General features: G+C 47.5%; 21 protein-coding genes. 20 read left to right on the forward strand and 1 reads right to left on the reverse strand.

All coding sequences use genetic code 11. The features are described 5' to 3' along the window. The first annotated feature begins 42 nt into the window (after nt 1-42). The 3 genes from MJB10_RS06965 (at nt 43) to MJB10_RS06975 (ending at nt 4305) form a co-directional block, all read left to right on the forward strand. On the forward strand, nt 43-1416 hold the full coding sequence (locus tag MJB10_RS06965; protein ID WP_314802927.1) for a bifunctional folylpolyglutamate synthase/dihydrofolate synthase: 1374 nt from the start codon (nt 43-45) through the stop codon (nt 1414-1416). 7 nt (nt 1417-1423) lie between these two features. Further along, nucleotides 1424-2812 (forward strand): UDP-N-acetylmuramate--L-alanine ligase, encoded by a 1389-nt coding sequence (murC, locus tag MJB10_RS06970; protein ID WP_314802928.1) that lies wholly within the window; start codon nt 1424-1426, stop codon nt 2810-2812. Between the two features lie 161 nt (nt 2813-2973). Continuing rightward, nucleotides 2974-4305: an SPOR domain-containing protein gene (locus MJB10_RS06975; RefSeq protein ID WP_314802930.1), complete on the forward strand. Its 1332-nt coding sequence runs from the start codon at nt 2974-2976 to the stop codon at nt 4303-4305. A 53-nt stretch (nt 4306-4358) separates the two neighbouring features. Here the strand turns inward: MJB10_RS06975 and MJB10_RS06980 are convergent, their stop codons facing one another. Continuing rightward, nucleotides 4359-5585, reverse strand: a complete 1227-nt coding sequence (locus MJB10_RS06980; protein ID WP_314802931.1) for an N-acetylmuramoyl-L-alanine amidase — start codon at nt 5583-5585, stop codon at nt 4359-4361. Between the two features lie 166 nt (nt 5586-5751). On the opposite strand from MJB10_RS06980, the gene MJB10_RS06985 reads away from it, so the two are divergent. The 17 genes from MJB10_RS06985 (at nt 5752) to rpmA (ending at nt 23690) form a co-directional block, all read left to right on the forward strand. Further along, complete coding sequence (locus tag MJB10_RS06985) at nt 5752-5994, forward strand: DUF4321 domain-containing protein (protein ID WP_314802932.1); 243 nt, start codon at nt 5752-5754, stop codon at nt 5992-5994. A gap of 29 nt (nt 5995-6023) precedes the next feature. Then, nucleotides 6024-6650 (forward strand): Maf family protein, encoded by a 627-nt coding sequence (locus MJB10_RS06990; protein WP_314802934.1) that lies wholly within the window; start codon nt 6024-6026, stop codon nt 6648-6650. Nucleotides 6651-6738: 88 nt separating this feature from the next. Continuing rightward, nucleotides 6739-7188: an RrF2 family transcriptional regulator gene (locus MJB10_RS06995; protein WP_314802940.1), complete on the forward strand. Its 450-nt coding sequence runs from the start codon at nt 6739-6741 to the stop codon at nt 7186-7188. A gap of 108 nt (nt 7189-7296) precedes the next feature. Beyond that, nucleotides 7297-7986: a RadC family protein gene (gene radC, locus MJB10_RS07000; protein ID WP_314802943.1), complete on the forward strand. Its 690-nt coding sequence runs from the start codon at nt 7297-7299 to the stop codon at nt 7984-7986. Between the two features lie 37 nt (nt 7987-8023). Further along, nucleotides 8024-9064: a rod shape-determining protein gene (locus MJB10_RS07005; RefSeq protein WP_314802947.1), complete on the forward strand. Its 1041-nt coding sequence runs from the start codon at nt 8024-8026 to the stop codon at nt 9062-9064. 33 nt (nt 9065-9097) lie between these two features. Next, complete coding sequence (gene mreC / locus MJB10_RS07010; protein WP_314802949.1) at nt 9098-9949, forward strand: rod shape-determining protein MreC; 852 nt, start codon at nt 9098-9100, stop codon at nt 9947-9949. 13 nt (nt 9950-9962) lie between these two features. Beyond that, nucleotides 9963-10490, forward strand: a complete 528-nt coding sequence (gene mreD / locus MJB10_RS07015; RefSeq protein WP_314802950.1) for a rod shape-determining protein MreD — start codon at nt 9963-9965, stop codon at nt 10488-10490. Nucleotides 10491-10561: 71 nt separating this feature from the next. After that, on the forward strand, nt 10562-11221 hold the full coding sequence (gene minC / locus MJB10_RS07020; protein WP_314802952.1) for a septum site-determining protein MinC: 660 nt from the start codon (nt 10562-10564) through the stop codon (nt 11219-11221). Between the two features lie 39 nt (nt 11222-11260). Continuing rightward, on the forward strand, nt 11261-12055 hold the full coding sequence (gene minD, locus MJB10_RS07025) for a septum site-determining protein MinD (protein WP_314802956.1): 795 nt from the start codon (nt 11261-11263) through the stop codon (nt 12053-12055). A 7-nt stretch (nt 12056-12062) separates the two neighbouring features. Beyond that, the gene (locus tag MJB10_RS07030) at nt 12063-13211 is read left to right on the forward strand and encodes an FtsW/RodA/SpoVE family cell cycle protein (RefSeq protein ID WP_314802957.1); all 1149 of its coding nucleotides are present in this window, start codon (nt 12063-12065) and stop codon (nt 13209-13211) included. Between the two features lie 274 nt (nt 13212-13485). Beyond that, nucleotides 13486-19461 (forward strand): alpha-amylase family glycosyl hydrolase, encoded by a 5976-nt coding sequence (locus MJB10_RS07035; protein WP_314802958.1) that lies wholly within the window; start codon nt 13486-13488, stop codon nt 19459-19461. A gap of 112 nt (nt 19462-19573) precedes the next feature. Beyond that, the gene (locus tag MJB10_RS07040) at nt 19574-20476 is read left to right on the forward strand and encodes a M23 family metallopeptidase (protein ID WP_314802960.1); all 903 of its coding nucleotides are present in this window, start codon (nt 19574-19576) and stop codon (nt 20474-20476) included. Next, entirely contained in the window at nt 20469-21344 is an 876-nt protein-coding gene (locus MJB10_RS07045; RefSeq protein WP_314802962.1) for a M50 family metallopeptidase, read from the forward strand. The genes MJB10_RS07040 and MJB10_RS07045 overlap by 8 nt, the downstream gene beginning before the upstream one ends. Before the next feature lie 23 nt (nt 21345-21367). Continuing rightward, entirely contained in the window at nt 21368-22531 is a 1164-nt protein-coding gene (locus MJB10_RS07050) for an Rne/Rng family ribonuclease (RefSeq protein WP_314802964.1), read from the forward strand. A gap of 156 nt (nt 22532-22687) precedes the next feature. Then, the gene (gene rplU / locus MJB10_RS07055) at nt 22688-22999 is read left to right on the forward strand and encodes a 50S ribosomal protein L21 (RefSeq protein ID WP_028555793.1); all 312 of its coding nucleotides are present in this window, start codon (nt 22688-22690) and stop codon (nt 22997-22999) included. A 12-nt stretch (nt 23000-23011) separates the two neighbouring features. After that, a complete protein-coding gene (locus MJB10_RS07060; RefSeq protein WP_314802967.1) occupies nt 23012-23371 on the forward strand; it encodes a ribosomal-processing cysteine protease Prp in 360 nt (119 codons plus the stop codon). Between the two features lie 7 nt (nt 23372-23378). Next, nucleotides 23379-23690 carry a 50S ribosomal protein L27 gene (gene rpmA / locus MJB10_RS07065; RefSeq protein ID WP_314805505.1) on the forward strand — a complete coding sequence of 104 codons (312 nt, stop codon included), beginning with the start codon at nt 23379-23381 and terminating at the stop codon, nt 23688-23690. The last annotated feature ends 103 nt before the right edge of the window (nt 23691-23793 follow it).

Genomic DNA, 23793 nt, shown 5'->3' on the forward strand with positions numbered 1-23793 from the left:
ACGTCTACAAGGTGATTCATATAGTAAATGAGGATGAGAACAATGGATGAAAGATTGAACCGTGCGGATGCTTTTCAAACCGCGCAGGAAGCCATTGACTGGATCGTGGGACGGATGGAGAAGCTCGGCATGAAGCCGGGCCTCCAACGGATGGAACTGTTAATGGAGAAGCTGGGGCACCCCGAGCGCAGGCTGAAGTTCATTCATGTCGCGGGCACGAATGGGAAAGGTTCCACCTGTGCTTACTTGGCTTCCGTGCTCCAGACTTGCGGGTATGATGTAGGTACGTTTACTTCTCCGTACCTCATTCGGTATACGAACCGTATTCAAGTGAACGGTGAAGACATCAGCGACGAAGATTTGCTTCGACTTGTCAATGACATGAAACCGATCGTTGACGAAATCGCGGCTACGGAAGTAGGGCCGCCAACGATGTTCGAGATTTCAACGGCGTTGGCGATCTTGTATTTTGGGAAAGTCGCATATCCCGATTATGTGGTATGGGAAACAGGGCTAGGGGGAAGGCTGGATAGCACGAATATCGTGAATCCAATCGCAACCGTCATTACGAATGTGGGTCATGATCACATGGACATTCTGGGAGACACGCTTGAGCTTGTTGCCGCGGAGAAAGCAGGCATCATCAAAGCAGGTGTGCCCGTTATTACGGCGGTAGAACCCGCATCGGTCTGGCAAGTAATTGAACAGACAGCCAAGGCGAAGAAAGCTACGCTGTACACATTGGGCGACCAATTTACGCTTTCCGAAGTACGGAGTGAGTTGGATCGTCAAACGTTTCAGTTCAATGGACCGTTCCGACCTATTCCTGAGCTTGCGATCTCGATGAACGGGGAGCATCAACTGAAAAATGCGGCAGTCGCCGTGATGACACTTGAAGTTCTTCGTCAATATTACGCAACAATCGTCGACGATGAAGACTTGCAGAATGGCTTGCAAGGAACGAAATGGCCTGGCCGCTTAGAAATGATTTCACAGGAGCCCCGTATTCTGATTGATGGGGCACATAACCCTGAAGGAGCGGCGACACTCGCCTCAGCACTCCAGCATGTGTACAGCTATAAGAAGCTGCATATGATGATCGGAATGCTGGCCACCAAGAATCATACAGGCTACTTAAGGCATATACTACCATTGGTGGATACGCTTATCATTACGGAAGCGAATTTTCATAAAAAAGGCGATGCTTCTATGCTCGCAGAGCTCGCACAGGGGCTGCTTCGCGAACTGAATCGCGAAGTGGACATTGTGGTTGAGCGTAACTGGAAACAAGCGTTAACCTTATTAACGAATCGAACTGAGCAGGATGATTTGGCGGTCGTATCGGGCACGCTGTATTTAATCTCTGATGTTCGTTCTTGGATAACCTATCAAACCGATTCTGAAAAAGGATGGTGAGAACGGCGTGAGTCAAGCACAACACGTACATTTTATAGGAATCGGCGGATACGGCATGAGTGCCATTGCCAAAGTCATGCTTGAGATGGGATACCGTATCTCAGGCTCAGATCTTGCCCAGCAAGAGCTTACAGAGAAGCTGAAAGCTAAGGGTGCTCAAGTTTTTATCGGTCATCAGGCGACGAACGTTTCTGGTGCCGATTTGATCGTTTATTCAACAGCATTAGCCAAAGATAATGTGGAGATGCAGGCAGCTGAGGAGCAGAACATTCCGATTATTCATCGTTCCCAAATGCTAGCTAGATTGATGAACGAGCGCAAGGGAATTGCTGTTGCCGGCGCGCATGGCAAGACGACGACGTCGTCCATGATCGCGTTAGTAATGGAGCTTTGCGGCATCGACCCAACATATATTATCGGCGGAGAAATTATGAATGTGGGCAGTAATGCCAAAGCGGGTAAAGGGGACTTCGTTGTAGCGGAGGCCGATGAGAGTGATGGCACTTTCCTTCAGTATCATCCTACGCTGGCATTAGTCAATAATATCGAAGCGGACCATTTGGAAAATTACAATGGTGATTTCGAAAACTTGAAACAAGCGTACAGACAATTTCTAAGCCAAGTACGTCCTGGCGGGAAAGCCATTGTTTGTCAAGACGATGAATTCTTGCGTGAGATGATTCCCGAAATTCAGAGCGATGTGATTACGTACGGGATTGAGCATGAGGCAGACTACGTTGCCCGCAATATCTCCCTAGGTGATCGCAAAGTGACATTTACGGTTGAATATAAAGGCGCTTCCTTGGGGCAAGTCAGTCTTTCTGTGCCAGGAAAGCATAATGTGTATAATGCGTTAGCGACGCTAATTACTTGCTTGGAAGCAGGGCTCTCGTTCGAAGCTATTGCAGAAACCATTCAAGAATTCCGTGGAGCCAAGCGAAGATTTCAAGTGTTGGGCGAAGTTGAAAACATGCTAGTAATCGACGATTACGCGCATCATCCAACGGAAATTCAGGCGACGATTTCTGCAGCTAAAGCGACGAAAAAGCGCATCATTGCGGTGTTTCAGCCACAAAGGTACACACGGACCTACTACTTGTTCGAACAGTTTAGCCGTTCTTTTGCAGAAGCGGATGAGGTCATTATCACGGATATTTATTCACCAGCTGGTGAGAAACGCATTGAAGGCGTTGATTCTGCAAAGCTAGTTGAACTTATTCGAAGCAACAGTAATGCCAACGTGCAGCATATTGCTTCACGTGAAGAAGTGCTAACGTATTTGGTGGACCATGTGCAGCCTGGCGACCTGGTGTTAACGATGGGTGCAGGTGACATTTGGAAAGCGGCAGACGGGTTAGCCAAAGCGTTACGGAAGAAATACGAATCACATACGTAAAGGAAAGATCGCTGGAGCCATTGGCTGGAGGCGGTCTTTTTTCATTTTCCAATCATATTCAGCTTCCCTCTCTCATACTCTAGTAACAGTAAGATGTGGACAAGATGATACGGCACTGCGCCCGTTTCGAGTATACATAGTTGAAGGAGTGAGGGAAGCGAATGAAAAAAGCTAGAATTACGTATCGATTCGACCCTAAGGAAGGGACAGAATCAAGTCGCAGAGCGGCGAGGGTTCATGACCAAGAGGAGAATGTCATTCCACTCTATCAAGAAGAGTTTAAAGTGATAGATTCGAAGACAGAGCGAAACGGGAGAGAAATCACGCCATTTGATCAATCCGAGAGAGAGCAAGTGGAATCGTTATTTGAATCCCATGCGTTGAATACATTTACAACGGACTTTGGCAATTGGAACTCATCGTTTGAAACGGAGGGTGAGCGCGTAGAACGCATCATTCGCGATTCTCAAAGCGTGAGAGAGCAGCAAGTTGACACGCAACCGCCTCAGATCCAGCCTCCTGCGCAACCGATTGAGAAGCCAGATGAATGGTCGAATTGGACGCCCAAAGACCCTTACCGTGAGATAGATTCCGTCCCGCGTATTGCCAAATCATCCAGCACGCCATGGTTCCGCATCGCAACCTCAGTGGCAGGAGCGGTCGTGACGGGTATCGCTTTTGGATTCTTCGTGCTCTCCATGTTCTCCACGGATCGCGATACGAATGTAGATGCGGGGGCAACCGCGGCTCCGAACAAAATTACAGTATCATCCGCGAATTCACAAGCCTCGTCTTCAACGAAGACACAAACAGGCACAAACAACGCGGCGTTGCCTGCTTCTGCAGCAGTAGTGACAGCGGTGCAAATCCCAGCAAAGTCGTATACATTCTTACAAAATGGTGTATTCAGTTCCTTGCAGGGGGCGCAAGCCGTCCAAGACTCCCTTGGCAAGAAGGGACTCGCGGCAGCGATGGATACATCAGATAAGCTTACGGTATTTGTCGGATTTGCGAAGACGAGAGACGATGCTACAGCACTTCGCCAGAAAGTGCAAGAGTCCGATAAGACGATTGAAGTCTTCATGAAAAATGTGGATTTCCCCGCTGTTACGGGCATTCGTTGGTCTGGGACGAAACCGGAGTCGGTCCCTACTTTCATTGCGGAAGGCGACAAACTTGTAAATTCGATAAGCGGGTTAACGCTCGTTCATCTTGCTGAGACGAAGCCGACTGCCCTGACAGATGCTTCTATGCAAGCGATCCGAACTTCGCATCAAACGATGATTACGTTATCCACAACGCTCGCTGATGGAGCTGGAGATGATGTGAGGGCCTCATTGCAGAAAATGACAACGGCTATGAATCGTGCGGTTCAATCGATGGAAGAATATAAGAAAACACCTTCTACATCGCTGATGTGGCAAGCGCAGTCTGCCATGATGCAGTATATTATTGCCCAAAAAGAATTTCTCAAAGGGATTACCGTTGCCTAAGATAGAAAGCCGTGCATGGGAACTCGCGGAGTTCCTTGCACGGCTTCTTATGCTTACTTGAAATACCGATCAAGCAACGCCGCGATTTCAGCGCGGGTCATCGTTTGATTGGGCTTGAAGGAGGTGTCGGTGACACCGTTAATAATGCCTTTTTCTTTCAAATTCGTAATTGCAAGTGCACTCCACAACGACTTAGGTACATCATCAAAATAAGGTTGGTACACCGCTGGTGCCCCTGCCGATGTCATCTGCAGCAGGCGGTTGAACAAGTCAGCAACCTCACCGCGTGTAATGGCGCGGTTTGGACGAATCGTGCCGTCTTCATAGCCTTGCAGCAAATTTAATTTGCTAGCTTTAGCAAACACGGCGCTTGCCCAATGTGAGGCGGGCAGGTCTGAATAAGAAGTTCCCGCATTGCAGCCATATACGCTGGAAGTCACGCTTGATTTGGCTTCACAGACGGTAGGAAGCTTGCTAAAGGTAAAGACACGATCCATGAGCGTAAGGAATTCCGCTCTAGTTAACGCGCGGTCCGGCTCATAATTGTTGCCGATACCTTCGATGATCCCTTTGTTCTTCATGCGAAGAACGGCAGGTCTGGACCAATGCACCAGGACGTCCGTAAATAGCGGCGGTTCATAAGCGCTAATCCCATTCGCGATGCCAAGCGCGATTTTGGATCGTGCAGCGTCACTATTGAGCAAGGCGGCATCACTTTTGTTCGTGAGGAAGCCTGTCTCCACAAGGATGCTGGGAATGATGCCCATACGAGCCACATAGACAGCGCTTGGTGTTAGTCCAAGGTCTTTGGTGCCTGCAGAAGCAACGAGCGCATCTTGGACATGCCCAGCCAAATCTTTGCTATAAGGCGTAAGCTGGCTCATGGTAGAGCTTGCAGGATAATCCTCCTGCGGGTAGTTGTTGTCATAGTAGAGGACCATCGAGCCATTGACATTACTGTTGGCATGCGCGTTGGCATGAATCGAAACGAATAAATCAGCTTTCTGTTCATTCGTGAAGGCAACACGTTCGGCTAATGACCAGAACGTATCGGTTGTCCGTGTCATGACAACGTCATAACCGCGCTCAAGCAGGGCTTGCTTAACTTTCATCGTGATGTCGAGATTGACATCGGTTTCACGCAGACCGCCTACACCAATTGCGCCAGGATCGCTCCCGCCATGGCCTGCATCGAGTACGATTTTGTAAGCGAATGCATGGTAAGGAAAGGCAAACGTCAGCAGTAGTGTGAGCAGGGTCCATTTTTTGAGAAGAGTCATAGTTGAAAATACCTCCGGTAACTATCTTACTAGGATCGGCTGTAACTGTAAGCAGGTAAGAATCACCAACCTGTTCATAGGGGGCCGAAGCTGTTAATTTGGCAATGGAAAAATGAAGTCTCTCCCCGTATAATAGGCTTGTACATACTTGGGGAGGATGACTAGAATGAAGAAGAATACGTTTACCTTGATCATATTTCTAATCATCGGATTGATTACTGGCATTATTATCGGTCAGTTGTTGGCACCTGTTCCTGCTCTTTCTTTCTTAACGAAATCGGTTCCCATTACGTGGGATCCAAGGGCAGACTTGCAAGTGGTGAAATATGAATTTCACTTGTTGGTGAAGCTAAACCTATGCAGTATCCTAGGATTAGTAGGGGGCTTTCTCCTTTATCGGAAAATCTAGAGTAGCTTTTAATACGTTTTTGAAATTGTATGATTACAAATGAGGAGTTGTTGATCGTGCCTATGGCAGCGCACCAATTAATTCTGGCTTCCTCTTCACCGAGGAGACAGGAGTTGATACAATCTTTTGGACTTCCTTATATAATTCGGGTGAGTGACGCGGATGAGACCGTCGAACAAAAAATAACGCCGTCGGAATTTGTCGAAGTTTTATCGTTAAGAAAAGCGGCTACCGTCAGGGAGATGCTGGAAGCCTCAGACAAGCATGGCATCATTATCGGCTCCGATACCGTTGTCGTCTATAACGATGAGGTGCTGGGCAAACCCGTTGATGAGGAAGATGCCTTCCGCATGCTGAAAGCGATGCAAGGCCAAACACATCAAGTATTCAGCGGCGTAGCTTGTGTAGATGCTGAAACGGGGAAACAGGTTGTGTCACATAGCGTGACCAACGTTCATATGAAGGCGATGTCGGATGAGCAGATTCGCCGGTATATCGCAACAGGTGAACCGAGAGACAAAGCTGGTTCCTATGCGATTCAAGGTATTGGCGCAACAATCATCAGCGGCATTGAAGGAGACTATTTTACTGTTGTTGGACTCCCGCTTTCGCTATTGAGCGACATGCTCTTGGAGTTCAACATTCAAGTACTGTAGAACAGTAGATTGACTGACTTATCTGTAACGAGTACAATGACAGTAAGCGTAATACAACACGACATCGCATGCTTCGGGAGGTATCGCCATGAACAGCGAATTTACGATAGCCGTACATAGTCTTGTTCTGTTAGCGCATTTACCTGATCATATGGCAACCAGCGAAGAAATTGCAGCGAATGTCTCCACCCATTCTGCACGTATTCGCAAAGTGATGGGTTTTTTGCGGAAAGCAGGCTATGTGTCAACGAAAGAAGGCATAGGCGGCGGATTTATTCTTAGTTGCAAGCCAGAAGAGGTAACACTCGCCGAGATTTACCGCTTAACGTGCCAAGGCACGCTTAAGCCGAGTTGGTGCTCAGGTGATGAGTCGAAGCCTTGCTTAATCTCCTCGAAGATGGATCTATTAATGGGGAACGTTTTTAAAGATGCCGAGAAGCAGATGGAGAACTACTTTGAAGGTCATACCATTGGCAGCATGCTCGAGCAAATCAAGCAATTTGAGTGTCCACAATCGAATAAAGAGCCCTTATCCTAGAAGCCCTCGGATCTCCATCCGGGGGTTTTGTGTCGTATTAGGGGCATCGGATCGCATGCATGGGATATTAGCAAGTAACACAACCTACATTACGGAAGAGGGGAATACATGGAAAGCTCAAGTCTTATGCTAAGAGAAGTACCCATGGAAGAAAGGCCGCGGGAGCGTATGCTCCAATTAGGCGCAGGAGCGTTAAGCCATGCGGAATTACTCGCAATTTTGCTGCGAACGGGAACGGTATCGGAATCTGCAATCAACTTGGCTAATCGAATTCTAAGCGAGTCTGGCGGACTCCGCAGCCTTGTTGACATGAGTAAGGATCAATTGACCCAGATCAAAGGAATTGGCGACGCGAAGGCTTTGCAGATTCAGGCGGGCATCGAGCTCGGTCGAAGGTTGGCTAAGAGCTCCCATGAAGAGCGAGTGACGATCCGTTCTCCCAAGGATATTGCGAATTTAATGAGCGAGGATCTTCGCTATCTGCAAAAGGAGCATTTTGTTTGCCTTTTTCTCAATACGAAAAACCATGTTGTGGGGCAAGAAACGTTATCCATGGGAAGCTTAAACGCTTCCATCGTGCATCCGAGGGAGGTATTTCGAGCCGCGATTAAGCGCAGCAGTGCCTCGATTATATGTGTACATAACCATCCGAGCGGCGATCCGACTCCGAGCCCGGAAGATATTAGTCTTACTGCCCGTTTAGTTGAAGCTGGAACAATAATTGGAATTGAAGTGTTGGATCATGTTATCATTGGAGATCAGAGATTCATAAGTTTGAAGGAACAAGGCTTTATGTAATATAATAGAACACGCAATAGGAAAGGAGCTGCTTGTCATGTTTGGAGGATTTACCAAAGATTTAGGGATTGATTTAGGGACAGCGAATACACTGGTTTATGTGAAAGGCAGAGGAATAATCGTTAGGGAGCCTTCAGTGGTTGCCCTTCGTACTGATACGAAAACAATTGAGGCTGTAGGTGAAGATGCCAAGAAAATGATTGGCCGTACACCAGGAAACATTCGTGCGATTCGTCCGATGAAGGATGGTGTTATTGCGGATTTCGATACGACATCCACGATGATTCGCTACTTTATTCGTCGTGCTCAGAAGCAACGTTGGTTATTTGGACGTCATCCGAACGTCATGGTTTGCGTGCCGTCCGGCATTACAGCGGTAGAGAAACGTGCTGTTGAGGATGCAACGAAACAAGCGGGTGCCCGAGAAGCTTATACGATCGAGGAGCCTTTCGCGGCTGCGATCGGCGCGGATTTGCCGGTATGGGAGCCGACGGGAAGCATGGTCGTCGATATTGGCGGCGGAACGACAGAAGTCGCGGTTATTTCCCTTGGCGGTATTGTGACGAGCCGCTCGATTCGAATCGCTGGCGATGAAATGGATGAAGCTATCATTCAATATATTAAACGTACCTACAATTTGATGATTGGTGAACGTACGGCAGAAACGCTTAAGATCGAGATTGGATCTGCACTGGCGCTAAACTTGGAGAAACCAGATTCCTTAGAAATTCGCGGCCGGGATCTTGTTACGGGTTTACCGAAGACGATCAGCGTGACTTCAACTGAAATTACAGAATCTTTGGCAGATACGGTCAGCGCAATTGTGGAGGCTGTGAAGGTAACGCTGGAGAAATGCCCGCCAGAGCTTTCGGCAGATATTATGGATCGGGGTATCGTGTTGACGGGGGGCGGCGGTTTGCTGCGTAACTTGGACCGCTTGTTGGCTAGAGAGACGGGGATGCCTGTCATGGTTGCCGAAAATCCGTTGGATTGCGTTGCGATTGGTACGGGACGCGCGTTAGAAAATATTCATTTATTCAAAAATAAATCAGGATCTGGTTCCAGGTATAAGGGTTAATTTTCGTTAGAAGGTGCTAATTTGTTTAAATTCATGGGAAATAAACGACTCATTTTTCTAATGTCTGGTTTAGTCTGTTTTTTTATTCTTATGGGGCTAACACTCGGCAATCGAGGGCCGATGACTTGGCCTGAGAAATTTGTCAAAGATTCTGTTTCATGGACCCAAGGACTCCTGTACAAGCCCGCTTCTTCCATAGCGGGTTTCTTTGAAGATATCAGACAGCTGCGAGTCATCTATGAGGAAAATAAAACATTGAAATTGACGCTCACGCAGTATGCGCGAGATACGCAGCGATTGAATGAACTGGAGTCGCAAAATAAGCGGCTGATGGAAGCGCTCGGCTTTACAGAACGCCAACGCCAAGCGAACAATTACACCTATCGTATTGCCGAAGTCGTGACGGTTGATCCAGATCCCTACAACAGCACGGTCACGATTAATCTTGGCGATAAAGACGGCATTAAAGAGAACATGGCGGTCATGACCGTGGATGGTCTGGTTGGTCGTGTCAGCAAAGTATTCGGATTCCATTCGAATGTCCAACTGCTTACTGAGACGAATGATACCGACAATAACTCCAAGGCCATTGCGGTTACGGTGAAAGGCAACGAGTCGCAGCCTTTTGGCATGATCGAATCGTATGATGCTAAGTTGGGCGAGCTCGTGATGAACAAAGTTGAACATGCTGATGATATGAAAATCGGCGACACCATTATCACTTCAGGTTTAGGACAAGTTTTCCCGAAAGGCATAGAAGTGGGGACGATCTCTTCCATCGGTCCTGGTGAGTTCGGAATCACGTATAAGGTTTTGGTAAAACCGAAGGCGTCCTTTAATCGAATCCGCGAAGTATTCGTCGTGGAAGTTCCGGAAGTGAAATGAGGTGAGCCGACAAATGAATCGACACGTAATTTGGCTCATCCTATTCGCCCTGTTTATTCTTCAGGGAACGTTGATCGTCTGGCTGCTGCCTGCTGCCTGGCAATCGACGGTTTATGTAACACCGCATTTAACTTTAGTGTTTATTATGTTTATTGGACTTTTCCATCATCGTCATGCTGCTTTAATTTACGGATTGATCTTCGGGTTATTGCATGATTTCATCTATTATGGAGCCATGCTGGGCGTTTACTCCTTCGGAATGGGGCTTGTCGGCTATCTAGCGGGATTAGGCCAACGCAGACAGCCTAACTTGATTTTTTATAATTTGCTGATAACAAGCATAGGTTTGCTCTTATTCGAGTTTCTCAACTATGGGATCAATCGCTTGTTCAAGTTGATCACAATTGATTTGAATTGGGCTCTCACCCATTACATGCTCCCAAGCGTTCTGTTCAATTTACTGATTGCCTTGCTTTGTTACGTTCCGATTCGGAAATTGCTGGAAGGAAAGCGTACCGCAGTTTCTGGGAATGAAGATTAAATTTACAGGCATCAAGCAGGAAAAATCAGAACAGGGACCGAAATGTATAGGTTGGGAGGTCGTCATGCATTATGTCTGTAGCTAAGCACCATGTGATGATTAAAGGGGTCAAGGATGGCCTTGTTTTTTTACTAAATGACGGATGCGATTGGGAAGAGCTCCTGCAGGAATTGCAGCATAAGCTCGAGAAAACGCATCAGCAAATATTAACGGGTCCGATTATTCATGTGAATGTGAAGTTGGGCAGTCGTGAGGCGACAGAAGAGCAGAAGGAAGAGATTCGTTCTGTTATTAAGCAGAAGGGGAATCTGTTGATCCAATCGATTGAAAGTGAACCGCCTAAGATCCTGACGCCAGAAGAGCCCAAATCAGCGATAACGACGCTGCGCGGGATGATTCGATCTGGACAAACGTTACATCATGAAGGTGACTTGCTCTATCTCGGAGATGTGAATCCTGGCGGTATCATTTCTTCAACGGGGAACATTTACATCATGGGCTCTCTCCGAGGCATGGCTCATGCTGGTTCGGAGGGGGAAGAGAAGTCGATTATCGCGGCTTCTCACATGCGTCCGACGCAATTGCGAATTGCGGGCGTGATCTCACGTTCACCGGATGAGTGGGGAATTGAAGAAGCCTTTATGGAATTTGCCTATGTGAAAGATGGTAAAATGGAAATCGACAAGCTGCATCAACTTCATCGGATTTGGCCGGAAGCGCCAATCAAATAAGGTAGGATTTTTATATAAACTGTGTGTGGGGTGAGGAATATGGGAGAGGCTATCGTTGTAACATCAGGTAAAGGCGGCGTTGGTAAAACGACAACTTCCGCTAATCTAGGAACTGCACTTGCGCTTCTTGGGAAAAAAGTGTGTATGGTCGATACCGATATTGGTCTGCGTAATTTGGATGTTGTCATGGGGTTGGAAAATCGGATCATCTACGATCTTGTTGATGTTGCAGAGGGTCGTTGCCGATTGCCGCAGGCGCTGATTAAAGATAAACGGTTTGAGGAATTGTATTTATTACCAGCAGCTCAAACGAAAGATAAGCATGCCGTTTCGCCAGAGCAGGTGCGGACGATTATTTTGGAGCTCAAGAATGATTTTGAGTTCGTCATCATCGACTGCCCGGCAGGCATTGAACAAGGCTTCAAAAATGCTGTTGCAGGGGCAGACAAAGCAATTGTCGTGACCACACCAGAAAATGCCGCTGTTCGCGATGCTGACCGCATTATCGGATTGTTGGAGAATGAGAAAATTTCTTCTCCGAAGTTAGTCATTAACCGCATCAGGCCGATGATGGTGAAAAAAGGCGAGATGCTGGACATCGACGAAATTTGTTCGGTCCTTGCCATTGATCTATTGGGGATTGTGCCTGATGACGAGCATGTCATTAAGGCTGCTAATTTAGGTGAGCCTACCGTGATGAACCCATCGTCACGCGCAGCTATCGCTTATCGGAATATTGCTCGCCGCATCGTTGGCGATACAGTTCCGCTCATGCAGCTTGAAGATAAAACAGGTTGGGTCAAACGCATGAAAAAGTTTATCGGAATAGGATGATCGTTCTGTGTTCGCCAAACTGAAAAACATTGATATTCCTATTGTTGTCATCCTGTTTGCGTTCATGGTTATCTCTACGATGCTGGTCTATAGTTCGTCGGTAGATCATCCAACGATTAACATTAGTATCACGAAGATATTGGCCTTGTATGCAGTCGGGCTAGCAGGTTTCTTGGCCTGCAGTCTGTTTGACTATCGTGTGCTCATACGGATTGCGCCTTACTTATACGGGATCGGAATCGTTTCGTTGATTGCTGTTTATTTTTTTGGTAAAAAAATACATGGTGCCCGCGGCTGGTTTGAATTGCCAGGTGGTTTGACCTTTCAACCCGCGGAGCTCGTGAAGCTTATTCTCATTATTTGCATTACAGCGCTTCTCGCCAAACGAGGGGGAGATCTGCTGCAAGTAAAGAGCGATATTATTCCCGTCGGGCTTGCTGTGCTCATTCCGTTCATGCTTGTGCTCATCCAGCCAGATTTAGGGAATGCGATTATTTTCATCATTATTTTGCTGGGGATGCTGTGGATCGGCAATATCAAATATTCACAAGTGCTGATTAGCATCGTTATCGTTGTTGGCGTTGGATTTCTAATGCTGACCGTGTATAAGCATTTCCATGATGCCCTATTCGAATTGCTCAAAGGCTATGGATTCAGCCACTGGATGGATCGTATCGATACGTTCTTGTACCCTCAGGATGTGTCTGCGGACGATAATTATCAAGTTCGCAATGCGGTGCGCGCCATTGGTTCTGGTGGACTGGAAGGCGAGGGCTTCCTGCACGGAACTTCGGTGCACAGTAACTTCATTCCGTTCGCTTATTCGGATTCCATCTTTGTCGTTGTAGGCGAAGAGTTCGGCTTCCGTGGTTCTGCCGTTTTGCTGCTCATTTACTTCATGTTGATCTATCGCATGATTCTGATTTCCATTCAAAGCGCGCAACTAGGCGGTGCCTATATTGTGGTTGGCGTTGTCTCGATGTTCGTATTTCAAATTTTTGAAAATGTGGGCATGATGATCGGCATTATGCCCTTAACGGGGATCACGCTTCCTTTCGTCAGCTATGGGGGAACCTCGCTGCTCATAAACATGCTGTCACTCGGTCTTGTTATGAGTGTGAAACTGCATCAGGAGCGAGCGCCAGAATTATTCTAATTCGTGCTATTTTGTGCAAATCCCAACTTGTTGCATAACAGGTTGGGATTTTTTCATATTGACAATAAAGCGTTTTCAAAATATAGTTAGAGACAAATACATGCTTTGAAAACGCTTAAAAACCTAAGGGCAATGCTTTTTGAACGGTTTCCCGTTCGAAACAACCCCGGTATCTCTGTTTCGAGATGGCGGGGTTTTTGCGTCTATATGGGCCGTTTTTTTCTCTTATTTGCGCAAACGTTTGCACTAATTGAAATGAGGAGGAATTGCAATCATGAAGGTAATATCATCTCCAAGAGGATTTTCTTACAGGGCACTTCTAACCGCACTGTTGCTGATGGTCCAACTGTTGGCGGGGTTATTTCCGTCACGCGTATTTGCGGCGGACATCCCTGTAAACACAGGTATTGAACAACCAGGTGGAAAAACGCAATGGTATTTGGCTGGAATTCAAGACTGGAACAATCAAAATCCTGAAACCAAAATGAAACATATCGTTGGCGATTATTATGAATTTTCCAAAGACTTACAAGCTGGGCACTATGAATTTAAATTTGTTAAGAACGGCACATGGGAAGGCTTTAGCGATAACGGAGGTAACTTTGCTTTCGATCTTGCCACAGCCACCAATGTGAAGTTCTACATCAACGAAGGGTTGAATCTGGCGAAAATTTCAATTCCAGGTGTTCATGGCTTGGAGCAATATGTACCGCAGAAGGCGGATAATCAATGGCCGCGCCTAGTAGGCGATATTCAAACCTTGTTTGGTGAGCCTGAATGGTCACCTTCCCAAGCAGCACAGTTTTTCGTCGACTATAACCTTAATGGTACGGTGTATAAGCTGCAGCGTACGATTCCAGCGGGCAGCTATAAAGCGAAGGTGACCTTCTCGAATGACTGGAATAACAACGACTATGGCGGACCAGAGGGGGACCTCAAGCTTGTAACGCTCGATGAAGCGAATGTGACATTTTCCATCGATTACTCCGCTTCGAACAAGTTGTTGTCGCATGATTACGTAGCGAAGGACAGCGTGTTTGATGGGCAGATCAAGAAGGATGGCATCGTTTTTGACAGCCGTTCGATTACGTATAAGAAGCCTTTCGGGGCCATCAAAGCGGGCAATGAGGACCTGACACTTCGCATTTCTGCGAACAAAGGCGATGTGCAATTTGCCAAGGCGGAGCTGACAGCGCCTGATGGATTATCGAATGCTTTTATGATGAGGAAGGCAACGACTGTTGAGGGGAAAGATTATTTCGAAGTCTCCATTCCTAAAAGTACGTTCGCTGGCAAAATCGGCATCTGGGGTTATAAATTTATCCTAGTAGACGGGTCAACGAAAGTCGAGTACGGGGATGATGGCGCAAGCGGCGCTACGGGCAGCACGAGCGATGAAGGCGCATTGCCCTACAATTTGACGGTATATGATCCTAATTATCAAACGCCAGATTGGATGAAAAATGCGGTTGTCTATCAAATTTTCCCTGACCGCTTTTTCGATGGGAATTCGGCAAACAATCGAGCCAAACTAGCGGATGGCGCTAGAGGCGCTTTGGAAAGTCAGTATGCCACGTCGAAAGGCGGGCAGAAGCTGCAATATTTTGATGGCGGCGTAGCGAATGATCCAGCCAGCACACAAGTGTGGGGAACATGGGGTGACTTCCCAGAAAATCCAGATCGGAAAACACCAGTCAATGCCCCATATTATCCCGATGCGAAGACAGACGGGGCTTGGACGAATGAATTTTATGGGGGAGATATTCAAGGGATTCAGCAGAAACTCGGATATCTGAAAGCTTTAGGTGTCACGGCAGTTTATTTGAACCCTGTCTCTTGGGCGGCTTCCAATCATAAATATGATGCGACGGATTATAAGCATCTAGATCCGATGTTTGGGGTTCCGGTGTACAACACCCCGAATGATCCTGCTTCAGGATTAGATTACGCGAAGACACGCGAAGCCTCCGATGCAGCGTTTCTAACGTTCACGAAAGCTGCGAAAGCCGTTGGAATTAAAGTCATCAACGATGGCGTATTCAACCATGTGGGCGATGATTCCATTTATTTTGACCGATATGAGAAATATCCAGAGATTGGCGCATACGAGTACTGGTCCAAGGTGTACGACCGGATGAAAGCGACAAATGAGACGAAACAACAGGCGGAAGAAGCGGTTAAGTTGGTGTTCACGTCCCAAATTAATCCGATGACAGGCCAGCACTACCAATATCCAGAAGACTTCAAATATACAACCTGGTTCACCGTTTTGAATGAAAAAGTGAAGGACAGAGACACGGCGAACCTGCACTACAAGTACGACGCATGGTGGGGTTACGACTCCTTGCCTGTGATGGATGCGAAGGACCCGCAAACTGTGGCAACCGAATTGCTGCCAGCGGACACGATGTCCCTGCCTGGCCAGCATGAGTGGAACAATATCGACTATCGCGATATGGTCATTGGTCATGATGTTTCAGGATTGAACCCTGCCGCAGCACAAACCGAGATGCAAGCCGCGAACTCGCAGCGTTGGCTGTGGATGGGGGCTAACGGCTGGCGTTTAGACGTCGCTCCTGATGTGTCCAGCGGTACATGGCAGAAGTTCCGTGAAGCGGTCAAATCAACGAAAGGATTACTCGATGGGAATGGCGATCCGATTGAAGATCCTGTGATTTTGGGCGAGGAATGGGGCGTTGCTACGCGATTCTTGCTAGGGGATCAGTTTGATTCGGTGATGAACTACCGTTTCCGTAACGCGATTCAAAGCTTTATGAACTCAGGCAACAGCGCTGTGCTCAATGAGAAACTCGAAGCTGTACGCGAGGATTATCCGAAACAAGCATGGCAAGCGATGCTGAACCTGGTGGATTCGCACGATACGACGCGTTCAGCAACAATTTACGATCATCCAGAGTGGGAAGAAGAACATTTGAAAATAGCGCCTGATGCCAGCCCGCGTGCATTGAAGCTGCAGGAGTTGACCGCCATTTTCCAAATGGGCTATCCAGGCGCACCGACAATTTACTATGGTGATGAAGTTGGCTTAACAGGTACGAAGGATCCCGATTCACGCCGAACCTTCCCGTGGGAACGTGTGACAGAGCAAGGGAATGGAACCTACACGGGTAACGGGGATTATGCAAGTATTTTAAATGTGTATCAGAAAGCCGCTAAAATTCGCAATGAGAATGCTGTTTTCCGCACAGGTGATCTGAAGGTTGCTTATGCGAACGATGATGTCATTGTCTATGCTCGTAAAAATGAGACTAAAGGTGCCCTGCTCGTCATTAATCGTAATTCGACCGCCAAAACGGTTCATGCGAATGTAGCTGGCTTCTTGCCTGAAGGATTAACCTTGGTTGATCAACTCTATGGTCAAGTGCAAGGATCTGTCGTGGATGGCAGCATTGATCTAACGATCCCAGCGCAAACAGGACTGATGATGGTGTCCACAGCTAATCTACAGGTTGTTCCACAGGTGCAAGGTAGTGCAGCAGTTGGCGGCAATCATCGTGTCGATCTGACATGGGATGCTGTAGTGGGTGCAGAGAGCTATCACATTTATCGAGCTGCGATTGAGGGTGGTCAAGTCACGCTGGTTGGGACGACGGCAACGACCTCATGGACAGATACGGCGATTGTCAACGGAACGAAATACTATTATGCCGTTACGGCGGTAAAAGGAAGCGGGGAAAGCTTCCTCAGCGATATGGTTTCGGCTACTCCAGCATTTGAAATTGGTTATGTAGGTGTGCCATCTTCGGTGACAGAAGCCGTGTACTTACAGGTTGGTCATAATGTCGGTAAAATTAGAACTGAAATCGGTGTGGATGGGGTAACGAATGATCCAGCCAACTCGGGGAAAGAAGCACCGAACCTATTAGCAAGCTTGGTTTATTATAAACAAGGCACAGATCCTGCTTATGCTCAAGAATCGAAGCTTCGGTATGAGTCCGACAGTGCGGGCAACAAAGTGTATTGGGCATCTTTTGAACCGACGGAGTCAGGTTTCTATGATTATTTTGTGAAAGCCTCGATGGACAATGGCGAGCATTACACCCCGTCGTCGATCGTGTCACTTCAGGTTTTTGCCAATGTAGACGACCAGACACCACCTGCCGCTCCAGCGCTGGCGAATATTACAGTGGAATCTAATCGCGTTGCTCTGAATTGGGCATTGAGCGATGATTCAGTCGCGGGCTTCGAAATTTATAAGAAGACAGTTACGGAGGCTACTTATCATAAAATTGCCACCGTAGCTAAGTCACAAATGACGTATATTGATTATGCGGTAAGCAATGATACCGCCTATACGTATCGGGTTGCTGCCTATGATGCTGGCTATAATCGCGCTTTCTCCGAGGAGCGGGCTGTGATGCCGAAATTGGTAATGGTGGATGTGCTGCTAAGACTGCGTCTGCCAGATTATACGCCATCTACGGATGACATCTTCATTGCAGGGGATTTCAATGGCTGGAATTCAAGCGGTAATCAGCTGCAAGTGCCAAGTGGTGCGACAGATCGCAGAGTCGTAGAATACAGCTTCAAGATGATGGCAGGCAAGACCATTCAGTACAAATACACCCGAGGTACATGGAATACGGAAGCTTTCACTAGTCATTCTCGTCAGGAAAACGATACGACTGATTATGGCAATTGGGCATACAGCTCTGAAAATACGAACATGCATCTGACCATTTCCAATCAAGGTGATAACAAAATGGTTGTAGAGGACAACGTGCTTCGCTGGGTGGATATGCCAATGTCCATATCGATGCCGCGCATATCCTTTGGGGATGATATCGTGTATTCCACGGAAGACAGCACAATGAAGTTGAAAGCTGTCGTACCTTACGGCGTCAACTTTACAATTAACGGTGTGCCGATATCCGCAGGAAGCATGGATGCTTTCGGGCATGTGGACATGGGCAGCATTCCTTTGAAAACGGGCTTAAACACATTCGTGCTTCATATTGAACCGAGTGCTGCAACATTGAATCAACCGTGGTACGAAGATAAGGGTCGGAAAAACCAAGCAACGAAAACCGTAACGATCTCCGTGACACGGACGAGTGAAGACCCATCGACACCAGATACACCGTCGAATCCAACACCAACACCAGCGAATCCTCCAGTGGGTTCACAAGGCGTTCATGATCAATTGGTTTCACCTGCCGATTTCAAAAAGAATGCCGACGGCAGCTTAACGGTAGATGTCGATAGCGAGCACGAAGGGATTCGCATGCCAATTGCCGTTATTAACGGTGCGGGAGCGGCCCCAATTATCGTTCAAAAAGAGAACATAGCTGTAACATTGCCATCCGATGTACTACAACGTGTGCAAGCCCTTGTGCCAGCGGAATTCCTGCAGGATGCACAAGTTCATATGACGGTTGCACCTGTAAGCGAGGCAGGCAATGAGAAGCTGTTAGCACACCCAGGGATAAGCCTTGCTAGCACAGTGTTTGATTTCACATTGTCTGTCGTGACGAAAGACAATAAGGTCTATACATTAACGAAATTTGATAAGCCGATTACCTTAACGTTCAAACTATTGCCAGGAGCTGACCACAAGCTCACAGCTGCTTATTATGTACGTGATGATGGCACGATTGAATATGTTGGCGGCACGATTCTTGGTGACTTGCTGACAGTTAATGTGAGTCATTTCAGTCAATATGCAGCTCTTCAATTGAATAAAGTCTATACAGACGTATCCGCAGATCATTGGGCGTTCTCCGTGATCAAGGAGCTAAGTGCCAAACATATCCTTGAAGGTATGACAGATTCGTTGTTTGCACCAGAAAACCAAGTAACGAGAGGGCAATTTGCTGCCTTGCTTGTAAGAGCTCTTGGTAAAGAAGGGGTAGGCGAGGCGCAGCCATTCAATGATATTGAAGCAGGCGCTTGGTACGAATCCTACGTAGCAGCTGCTTATCAGCTTGGTATCATAACAGGACGTGATGAGCACCACTTTGCGCCAGATGAACCGATCACGCGTGAAGAGATGGCGGCGATGATCGTTCGTGCCTACCAAGTGATGCACGATGGTTCGGCGACTGCTGTGGCAGAGGGGACTCCATCATTTACAGATGCTGACTCGATAAGCAAGTGGGCGTTGGCAAGTGTTGAGCAGGCTGTTAGTCTGGGGCTTCTACACGGTAGAGAGGAGCATTCATTTGCTCCGCAAGGCATCACAACACGCGCGGAAAGCGCACAGGTTATCTACAATTTGCTTCAACCTTAATAGGAGGAACAAGCTGCCGCGAGGCAGCTTGTTTTTGTACATCGGAACGATCACATAATCTTGTCCATGGCCTCATAGGCTGTACTATGAGGCTCGATATGGAGGGGATATCATGGGTTCAAACGATAAAGTGAAACAACGGCGTCTGGAGCGACTTCGCCATTTGCGGGAATCGTCCGACGTTTCGCAGGGGAATGGCAGTTCTTTTCGCGCATCAACAACATCATCAGCTTCTCCACCGACCGAGTTCCTCTTGCCTCCGCGGCCGCCGCAGGACGAGATTTCTTTGCCTTTGTATGCCGATGCGGAGTGGAGAAGGCGAATGGAAGACCCTGAATTTGCTTGGAGGCAGAAAATGAAGATGGAGAAGGGCGGCTTTGATCCAGGGAATGGCCTTTTTACCCCACCGACTCCGAGAACTATCGCATTGAAATTGCTCATTAGCGGCATGCTATTTGCAGCGATTTATGGCATGTTCCAAGTGAACAAGCCATGGGCAATGAAGGGAAAGCTGATCATCACGGAGGCGCTTTCGCGGTCTTATGATTTCACCGCGTTTTCGACGTGGTATACGGATAAATTCGGCAGTTCGCCTGCGTTCATTCCAAGCTTCAATCGAACAGGGAATGAGGCGGTCAAAGTAAGCACGACATCACGGTCTCTGTTCGCGCCTGCTAAGGGAAGCATCATTGTGCGCTACGACGGTTCTTCGCACAAGGGCGTCAATTTGAAGACGGCGGCCTTTGCGCCTGTGTACGCCGTGGACACAGGACAAGTGATTTTTGCAGGAACAGCTGCGGAAACAGGGCAGACGATCGTTATCCGCCACCCTGGCGGGCTTGAGTCAACGTATGGCGGCCTCAGCGAGATTAGTGTTGCTGTAGGGGATTGGATGAAGGTGGGAGAGCCGATTGGGAAAGCTTCCGCACAAGATCCAGCCAAAGGGACCATGTACTTTTCCGTGCTAAAAGAGGGATTGAGCATCAATCCGGCGGATGTGATTAATTTTGATTAAATGGGGCGCGACGAGGTATCGGTTTCATCCGCTTTTCACCATTGTTCTGATCGGCTGCGCCCTAACTGGCTATTTCTTGGAAGCCATCACCTTATTCGGTATCGTACTCATTCATGAGCTGGGACATCTCACCGCGGCAAGAGGCTTTGGATGGCGGATACAAGAGGTTCAGCTACTGCCCTTTGGCGGGGTATTAATTGTAGATGAGTTAGGAACCACATCAACCCGTGAGGAGCTCATTGTTGCCTTGGCGGGCCCTCTTCAACACGTGTGGTTGATACTGGTGGCGATGCTGATGAAATCACTCGATCTGGGAAGCAGCAACTGGTGGGACTATTTCATTGAAGCTAATCTCATGATCGGATTATTTAACCTGATCCCTGCGATGCCGCTCGATGGCGGCAAAGTTATGCAATGTTTATTAGGCTATTTAATGTCATACCATAACGCAATCGTTTATTCCGTCTGGATAAGTATGATCTTAAGCTTCTCGATTATTATCATGGCGGTCATCCAACTCCTTCACGGACAATTACCAATAAACTTTCTGGTCATCGGATTGTTTCTACTGATGTCGAATTGGTATGCGTATCGGCAAATTCCGTATCACTTCCTACGCTTCCTAATGGGGCGGGGCATCCGTGTGGGTCAACTGCTAAGCCGCGGCACTAGAGCACAGCCGATTGTGATTACGAAGCAGCTTACGATGGCGGAAACGTTGAAACTTTTTATGCGGGAAAAATATCATTTGATCTACGTGGTCAACGAAGTTGGACGTATTCAAGCGGTGCTGCCCGAACAGCAAATTGTAGGCGGTTATCTAGATGGGAAAAAACCAGGGAGTGCAGTTTCCGATCTTTTCATGTAAAATAACGGGTGAGGTGAACCTGTATGAAGCAACTGATAATTCACTGCGCACCCGAACTGACACAAGCGGCATTGCTTGAGGATGGCCGACTCGTGGAGTATGATACGCAGTATCCGCTTGAATCGCAACGAGCTGGGGGCATCTACATGGGACGCATTGTAAACGTACTCCCTGGCATGCAAGCTGCATTCGTGGATATTGGACTTGCGAAGAATGCTTTTCTATATATAGACGATCTCCTGCCTGTCCATCTGGACAAACAGCCTAAGATTAAACCTTTGATTACGGACATTGCTGAAGTCGGACAACTGTTGATGGTTCAAGTCAGCAAGGATCCGCAAGGAACCAAGGGAGCCAGAGTGACGACGCATGTCTCCATTCCAGGACGTTGGATTGTGTACATGCCTGACGCTGATTACATTGCCATTTCACGCAAAATTGATGATGAACCGGAACGACAGCGGTTAAAGCAGCTTGCGGAAGGCAATCTTTTGCCTAATGAGGGAGTCATCATTCGTACAGGCGCAATTGGCCAAAGCGAGGAAGCGATTCGCGATGATTTGCAAAATTTGCGAGACGTCTGGAGCACCATTCTTGCGAAGAAGGAAGAGTCGCATGGACCTGCACAGCTCTACCAAGATCTCGATTTATTGCCTAAAATCGCGCGAGATGTGATTTCTGATGATGTGCATGAAGTTTGGATGAGCAACAATAAGGTGTTTGAGGAAATGCGAAGCTTATTGCGGAAGCAGCAGCCAAGCTGGCGTGGCCGCATCGCGTTCTACGATCGTAAAACACCGATGTTTGATCATTTTGGCGTGACGGAAGAGCTGAATATAAGCTTTCGACGGAAAATATGGCTGCCAAGCGGCGGATATTTGATTATTGATCAGACCGAAGCGTTAACCGTCATCGATGTGAATACAGGTCGATACACGGGCTCGATCAACCTCGAACAGACGGTGACGGACATTAATCGCGAAGCCGCAATGGAAATACCTAGACTTCTGCGATTGCGGAATCTCAGAGGCATTATCATCGTCGATTTTATTGATATGTATGCCGATGATAACCGTGCTAAGGTTTTGGCCACGATGGCAGAGGAAGTTCGCAAAGATCGATCCAAAACGACGATTGTCGGCTGGACGAAGCTGGGATTACTGGAAATGACCCGAAAACGCAAATAAACGATTGCATATGAATTTATAACTGTGCTATAATACTCGAAGTGTGTTGTTTAGGCATGCTGTAACCGCACGAAACAGGTCGAAGTACGCGAATGAATTTGCTTTCGTTCCGTCACCTGCACAAGGCGAGTCTGAGACATGAGGAGGTAAGTGAAAATGTACGCAATTATTGAAACAGGTGGTAAACAGTACAAAGTTCAAGAGGGCGATGTTCTTTACATCGAGAAATTGAACGCTGCTGAAGGTGAGGTAGTTTCTTTTGATCGTGTGTTCTTGGTTTCCAAAGAGGATGGCCTAGTAGTAGGTGCCCCATTGGTTGCTGGTGCTTCCGTATCCGCGAAAGTAGAAAAACACGGTAAAGGCGCAAAAGTCATCGTGTATAAGTACAAACCGAAAAAGAACTATCACAAAAAGCAAGGTCATCGTCAACCGTACACAAGAGTAGTAGTTGAGAAAATCCAAGCGTAAGAGACAAGCCCTATGATCTATGTGACCATAGAACGTCTTGCACCGGATTCACCTCACGTACTTTCTTTTGTAGTGGAAGGCCATGCCGAATATGACGTACCTGGCAAAGACTTGGTCTGCGCCGCGGTATCAGCGGTAACGTTTGGTACTTGTAATTCGATTGTAACTTTAACTGGTGTGATTCCGATTCACGAAATGGAACGTGGTGCTGGACTGTTGGATATTACTATCCCAGATAGTGCTCGCACCGTGCCTGAAACTTGGAGTCAAGTGCAGTTACTTATAGAATCGATGGTCGTCATGCTGCGAACGATTGAACAAACTTACGGTGACTATATAACGATTGAAACAATCTATCACAAAGGAGGATAACACCATGTTGTTTAAATTGGATCTCCAGTTTTTCGCTTCCAAAAAAGGGGTAGGTTCCACAAAGAACGGACGTGACTCGCACTCCAAACGCCTTGGCGCTAAACGTGCAGACGGTCAAACTGTTACTGCTGGAAGCATTCTTTACCGTCAACGCGGTACGAAAATTCACCCAGGAACGAACGTTGGCATCGGTTCGGATGATACACTTTTCGCTTTGGTACAAGGCGTAGTGAAATTCGAGCGTTTTGGCCGCGATCGCAAAAAAGTGAGCGTATACCCAGTTGATGTAGCTCCTGTAGCTGCAGCTCTAGAAGCGTAATTAGAATCCCTGGTGAGCGATGAGTTCATCCAGGGATTTTTTCGAATAAAACAAAGCCTCTCACCGTGATCACTCATTTCGGATGGTCGAGGTCAGAGGTTTT

The sequence above is a fragment of the Paenibacillus sp. MBLB1832 genome (genome assembly GCF_032271945.1).
Lineage (GTDB): Bacteria > Bacillota > Bacilli > Paenibacillales > NBRC-103111 > Paenibacillus_E > Paenibacillus_E roseopurpureus.